Raw genomic sequence first — 5045 nt, 5'->3', positions numbered from 1 at the left:
ACCGCCAGCCGCAGGCCCGCGGACGAGGTCAGCGCGCCGTCGCCCCAGCCGACCACACGCGGCGCGTAGGGCCGCGAGCCCCGTGCCTGCTCGTTGGCCGTCGCGAAGACCTGCAGCGGACCGGCCACGTCGAGCAGTTGCACGCACGGAAAGGCCAGCACCTCGACGATGCGGGGCGATCCGGCATGGGTTCGAACGGTATGGGTTCGAGCGGCATCTGGCTGGAAACGAGGGTCGTCTGGCATCCCGGCCAGATCTTGAGGCTTTAGGGTGTCCCTGTCCACCACGGAGACCCCGCGATGATCCCCCCCGAGACCCACCTGCAGATCGGCTCGCTCCTGTTCGAGGGGCTGGACCAGATCGACCTCACCGGCCCGTTCGAGGTGCTGTCCCGCATCCCGAACGCGACCTACCGGATCTACGCCCCGACCGCCGAGAGCGTGCGCGACGTCCGCGGCCTGCGGCTCACCCCCGACGCGGCCTTGGCCGATGCGCCGCAGCTCGACGTGCTGCACGTGCCTGGCGGCTTCGGCCAGGAGGCGCTGATGCGGGACGAAGCCGTGCTCGGCTGGATCCGGCGGCAGGCGGGGGGAGCCGGGCACGTCTTCTCGGTCTGCACCGGCGCCCTGCTCCTCGGCGGTGCCGGGCTGCTCAGGGGGCGCCGGGCGACGACGCATTGGAGCGCCTTCGCGCTGCTGCCGTATTTCGGCGCGCAGCCCGTCGACCGGCGCGTCGTGGTCGACGGGTCGTGGGTGTTCGCGGCCGGCGTCACCGCGGGCATCGACGGCGCGCTGAGGCTCGCGGCCGAGCTGCGCGGCCCGGAGGTCGCCCAGGCGATCCAGCTCGGCATGGAATACGCCCCCGAGCCGCCCTTCGACAGCGGCACGCCGCGGACCGCCCCGGCCGCGATCCTCGAGCGGGCGCGCACCGGCGTCGCCGAGATCACCGCGCGGCGGGAGGCGACCGCACGCAGGGTCGCCGCCGAGCTCGGGATCGCCCTCCCCGCCGGCGGGTGAGGCTCGCCTCGATCACGCTAGCCGCACGGGCGCGGGCGACCCGCGACGCGGGTCGGTTCCGATGCACCGCCCCCGGAACCCGGTGACAAGCCCGCCATCCGCGCCTATCTGATCCGTCATGATGGATCAGGCCATGACCGACCCGCGACCGACCGAATCGAGACTGCGCATCGCCAAGTTCGGGATCGGCGCGGTGGTGCGCCACCGGATCTACCCGTTCCGCGGCATCGTGTTCGATGTCGACCCGGTGTTCGACAACACCGAGGATTGGTGGCTGGCGATCCCCGAGGAGGCGCGTCCGCGCAAGGATCAGCCGTTCTACCACCTGCTCGCCGAGAACGCCGAGACCGAGTACGTCGCCTACGTGTCCGAGCAGAACCTGGTGCCCGACACCTCGGGCGAGAGCCTGCGCCACGCCGGCATCCCGGAGATGTTCGAGCGCGACCCCGGCGGCACCTACCGCATGCGCGACCGCACCGCGAACTGACCGTTTCGGGACGCGCGCCGTCCGGTGCTCCGAGCGCCTTCGGGGCCTACGATCCCGTGACGTCGGCGCTCGTCGCCCTGCCGATTCCGGCGGCTTCCATCCGTGCCCAGGCGGCGGCGAGCGATCCGCCCTGGTCGATCGCCCGTGTCGCGTCCGCGACGACGGCGGCCTCGAAGCCTGCCGCGCGCGCATCGAGGGCGCTCCAGGCGACGCAGTAATCGGTGGCGAGCCCGCACAGGACCACGCGCCGGACGCCGCGCTCGCGCAGGTAGCCGGCGAGCCCCGTCGGCGTCCCGTCGGCCTCGACGAAGGCCGAGTAGCTGTCGACTCCGGGGCTCAGGCCCTTCCGCAGGACGAGGGCGGCGCCGGGCAGGTCGAGGCCGGGGGCGAGCGCCGCCCCGGCGCTGCCCTGCACGCAGTGGTCAGGCCACAGCACCTGCTCGCCGTAGGCCAGCCGCACCGTCTCGAACGGCGCCCGGCCCGGATGCGCGCTCGCGAACGAGACGTGCCCGGCCGGGTGCCAGTCCTGCGTCAGCACCAGGGTCCGGAACCGCGCGGCCAGCGCCCGGATCGGCGCGACGACGGCGTCGCCGTCGGGCACCGCGAGCGCGCCGCCGGGCAGGAAGTCGTGCTGCACGTCGACGACGAGCAGGGCCTCGGCCGCGCCGACCGTCACGGGCAGCCCCCGGCTTCGGCGGAACGGCGTCCGCCCGGGATCCTCCGATCCGGCGATCCCGGGATCACGGGACCATCACCGTCGAGCCGGTGGTCTCGCGGCCGGCGAGGTCGCGGTGGACCTGCTGGGCCTCCGACAGCTTGTAGGTCCGGTTGACCGGGATCCTGACCGCCCCGCTCTGCACCACCGAGAACAGGTTCTTCGCCATCTCGGCCAGGATCTCCGGGCGGCTCGCGTAGGTGAACAGGGTCGGGCGCGTCACGTAGAGCGAGCCCTTGGCGGCGAGCAGGCCGAGGTCGAGCGCCTTGATCGGGCCGGAGGCGGAGCCGAAGCTCGCGAGCAGGCCGAGCGGGGCCAGCGAATCGAGCGAGCCCATCAGCGTGTCCTGCCCGACGCCGTCGTAGACCACCGGGACGCCCTTGCCGCCGGTGATCTCGCGGACGCGGGCCGCCACGTCCTCTTCGCGGTAGAGGATGACGTGGTCGCAGCCGTGGGCGCGGGCGAGCTCCGCCTTGTCGGCCGAGCCGGCGGTGCCGATGACGGTGGCGCCGAGGTGCTTGGCCCATTGGCAGGCGATCAGGCCGACGCCGCCGGCGGCCGCGTGCCACAGGATCGTGTCGCCCGGCTTCACCGCATAGGTCCGGTGCAGCAGGTACTCGGCGGTGAGCCCCTTCAGCATCATGCCAGCGGCGGTCGAATCTTCGATCCCGTCCGGCACGTGCACGGCGGCCGAGGCCGCGATCAGCGGCTCCTCGGCGTAGGTGCCCTCCCCCGATCCGGTGGCGACCCGGTCGCCGACCGAGAACCCGGTCACGCCCTCGCCGACCGCCGTCACCGTCCCGGCGACCTCCTTGCCCGGGGTGAACGGCAGTTGCGCCGCCTTGTAGGCGCCGGAGCGGAAGTAGATGTCGATGAAGTTGACGCCGATCGCGCCGGCGCGGATGCGGATCTGGCCGGGGCCGGGCTGCGGCGTCGGCACGTCCTCGTAGGCCATCACCTCGGGGCCGCCGTAATCCTGAACGCGTATCGCCTTCGGCATCGTCGTCGCCTCTTCTTCGCGTGAGATCGTGCCCGGCGAGATAAGGGACGGGGCGCCCGGCGCAATGGCTTCGATCGGGGCGGGCGATACAGAGCGGGGCGCGCGTCCCGGCGCCGCGAGCAAATCATCGATTCGGGGAGGGAACGCGATCGGCCCGGACGCGGTTGAGAGGCCCACGTCGCCGAGCATGCCTTGCAGTGGCCATGTTTCAATCTTAACTGAACCTGAACGAAAGGCTGATTCGTTCAGGCCGTCACGGGAAAGATGGAGGACAGCGATGCTGACCGGACCGTTCCAACGCCTGCCGGGGTCTTCCGAGGGATGGCAGTCCCTCGCTCACGAGCCCTGGCTGCTGCCGATCTCCGACGCCGCCTCCGAGCAGGCTTCCGACGTGGGTATCGCGGTTCGCCGGGCCGCGCGGCCCCTCTGGATCGCCGCCAACGGCCTCTGCTTCGCCCTGGCGCTCCTGCTGGCCGCCGAGACCTCGACCGGCTGGATGAGCGGCAACCGCGTCGCGGCGACGCCGAAGACCGTCGTCACCGCCAGCGCCTCCTGAGTCAGACCGTTTCGCGACGCGGGGCGGCGCCTGCCGGCGGCGTCTCCCGCGACGTCTCGGGCGCGAGCCCCTGCGCCGTCCGCAGGGTCGCGGCCATGGCCTGAAGCCGGGCCTGCGGATCGTCCGGCTGGATGACGCCGGCCGACATCACCAGCTTGGCCGCATCGTCCACGCTCATCCCGACCTCGATGATGTCGGTGCGCGGCAGGTAGAAGAAGAACCCCGTGGTCGGGTTCGGCGCGCAGGGCAGGAACACGCCGACATAGTCGCTGCGGCCGTCCTCCCCTGCTTCTCCCTTGCTGCCGGGAAGCGCCGCCTGGACGTCGGGCGCGGCCGGCGCCGACAGGAACACCACCGACCAGGTTCCCTTCACCGGGAACTCGACGAGGCCGACCGTGCGGAACGAGGTTCCGTTGGCGGAGAACAGCGTCTCGAAGATCTGCCGCAGGCCCTTGTAGAGCCCCGAGATCACGGGCGTGCGCGCCAGCAGCACCTCGCCGAACTCGATCACGCTGCGCCCGACGAGGTTCGCCGTGAGGAAGCCGAGCAGGGTCACCGCCACGAAGGCGATGAGCATGCCCAGCCCCGGGATCGAGAACGGCAGGTAATGGTCCGGCAGGTAGCTCGCCGGCACCAGCGGCTTCACGAACCCGTCGATCAGCGTGATGATCCACCACGTGATGTAGGCGGTGATCGCCAGCGGCCCCGCGACGATGATGCCGGTGAGGAAGTACGTCCGCAGCCGTCCGCGCGCGCTCACGCGGGGGCGGGGGCCCGCGGGATCCGGCTCGGGCGTCGGCAGCGTGGTCGGCGGTCTCACGGAAACCAGGGCAGCCCCCGAAGGCAAGGTCGCGAAGGCACGATGCCGGGCACGGCTCCGGTGCCCTCAGACCTACTCCCTCCGCCGGCCCGTCTCAAGGCCGCGGTTCGGCGACGAGACCGGGGCCGCGCGGCGCCGACCGTCGCGCGGCCCCGGCACGCCGGCGCAGGACGTAGAGCACGAGGCCGGTGATCGCGAGCAGCGGCATCATGAGCGCGGCGAGGCAGAAGACCAGGGCGAAGACCCCACCGAAGAAGCGCCCGCGATGGACCTCGAGCATGGACTCGGCGATCTGCCGGCCGAGCGCCTCGTCGGAGAAGCGCACGCGCGAGAGGCGGGTGCCGGTCGCGGCGTCGAAGGTCGATTCGTTGCGCGCCTTCGGGGCGTCGGACGCCGCGGCGATCCAGCGGATGCGGATCCGCGTCGCGTCGCGCCCCGGCAGCGTCACGGT

7 protein-coding genes and 1 pseudogene are annotated in these 5045 nt (G+C 72.3%); 3 read left to right on the top strand and 5 right to left on the bottom strand.

Features of this window, described 5'->3' with window-relative positions:
• Nucleotides 1-245: pseudogene (locus FV223_RS19690) on the bottom strand (GlxA family transcriptional regulator); the annotation flags it as partial.
• Nucleotides 246-299: 54 nt separating this feature from the next.
• Between FV223_RS19690 and FV223_RS19685 the strand changes: the two are divergent.
• A complete protein-coding gene (locus tag FV223_RS19685; protein WP_147728591.1) occupies nt 300-1016 on the top strand; it encodes a DJ-1/PfpI family protein in 717 nt (238 codons plus the stop codon).
• A 133-nt stretch (nt 1017-1149) separates the two neighbouring features.
• Nucleotides 1150-1503 carry a heat shock protein HspQ gene (hspQ, locus tag FV223_RS19680; RefSeq protein ID WP_147728590.1) on the top strand — a complete coding sequence of 118 codons (354 nt, stop codon included), beginning with the start codon at nt 1150-1152 and terminating at the stop codon, nt 1501-1503.
• Between the two features lie 46 nt (nt 1504-1549).
• Here hspQ and FV223_RS19675 read toward each other — a convergent pair whose 3' ends face one another.
• Nucleotides 1550-2179 carry a nicotinamidase gene (locus FV223_RS19675; RefSeq protein WP_147728589.1) on the bottom strand — a complete coding sequence of 210 codons (630 nt, stop codon included), beginning with the start codon at nt 2177-2179 and terminating at the stop codon, nt 1550-1552.
• A 64-nt stretch (nt 2180-2243) separates the two neighbouring features.
• Nucleotides 2244-3218 carry a quinone oxidoreductase gene (locus FV223_RS19670; protein WP_147728588.1) on the bottom strand — a complete coding sequence of 325 codons (975 nt, stop codon included), beginning with the start codon at nt 3216-3218 and terminating at the stop codon, nt 2244-2246.
• Between the two features lie 277 nt (nt 3219-3495).
• Between FV223_RS19670 and FV223_RS19665 the strand changes: the two genes are divergently transcribed.
• Complete coding sequence (locus FV223_RS19665) at nt 3496-3774, top strand: hypothetical protein (RefSeq protein ID WP_147728587.1); 279 nt, start codon at nt 3496-3498, stop codon at nt 3772-3774.
• A gap of 1 nt (nt 3775) precedes the next feature.
• Here FV223_RS19665 and FV223_RS19660 read toward each other — a convergent pair whose 3' ends face one another.
• Entirely contained in the window at nt 3776-4534 is a 759-nt protein-coding gene (locus FV223_RS19660; protein ID WP_187276188.1) for a DUF502 domain-containing protein, read from the bottom strand.
• Nucleotides 4535-4688: 154 nt separating this feature from the next.
• Nucleotides 4689-5045 (bottom strand): PepSY-associated TM helix domain-containing protein (locus FV223_RS19655; RefSeq protein ID WP_147728585.1); only part of this gene is annotated, 357 nt, incomplete at its 5' end.

The sequence above is a fragment of the Methylobacterium sp. WL116 genome, assembly GCF_008039455.1.
Taxonomy (GTDB): domain Bacteria; phylum Pseudomonadota; class Alphaproteobacteria; order Rhizobiales; family Beijerinckiaceae; genus Methylobacterium.
The sequence above is the reverse complement of the archived record's forward strand: the minus strand, read 5'-3'. Positions and strand labels throughout refer to the sequence as shown.

What these genes read in the sequence shown, in the direction of transcription:
- FV223_RS19685 (WP_147728591.1), top strand. Translation starts at nt 300, where the DNA reads ATGATCCCCCCCGAGACCCACCTGCAGATCGGCTCGCTCCTGTTCGAG.
- hspQ (WP_147728590.1), top strand. Translation starts at nt 1,150, where the DNA reads ATGACCGACCCGCGACCGACCGAATCGAGACTGCGCATCGCCAAGTTC.
- FV223_RS19670 (WP_147728588.1), bottom strand. Translation starts at nt 3,218, where the DNA reads ATGCCGAAGGCGATACGCGTTCAGGATTACGGCGGCCCCGAGGTGATG.
- FV223_RS19665 (WP_147728587.1), top strand. Translation starts at nt 3,496, where the DNA reads ATGCTGACCGGACCGTTCCAACGCCTGCCGGGGTCTTCCGAGGGATGG.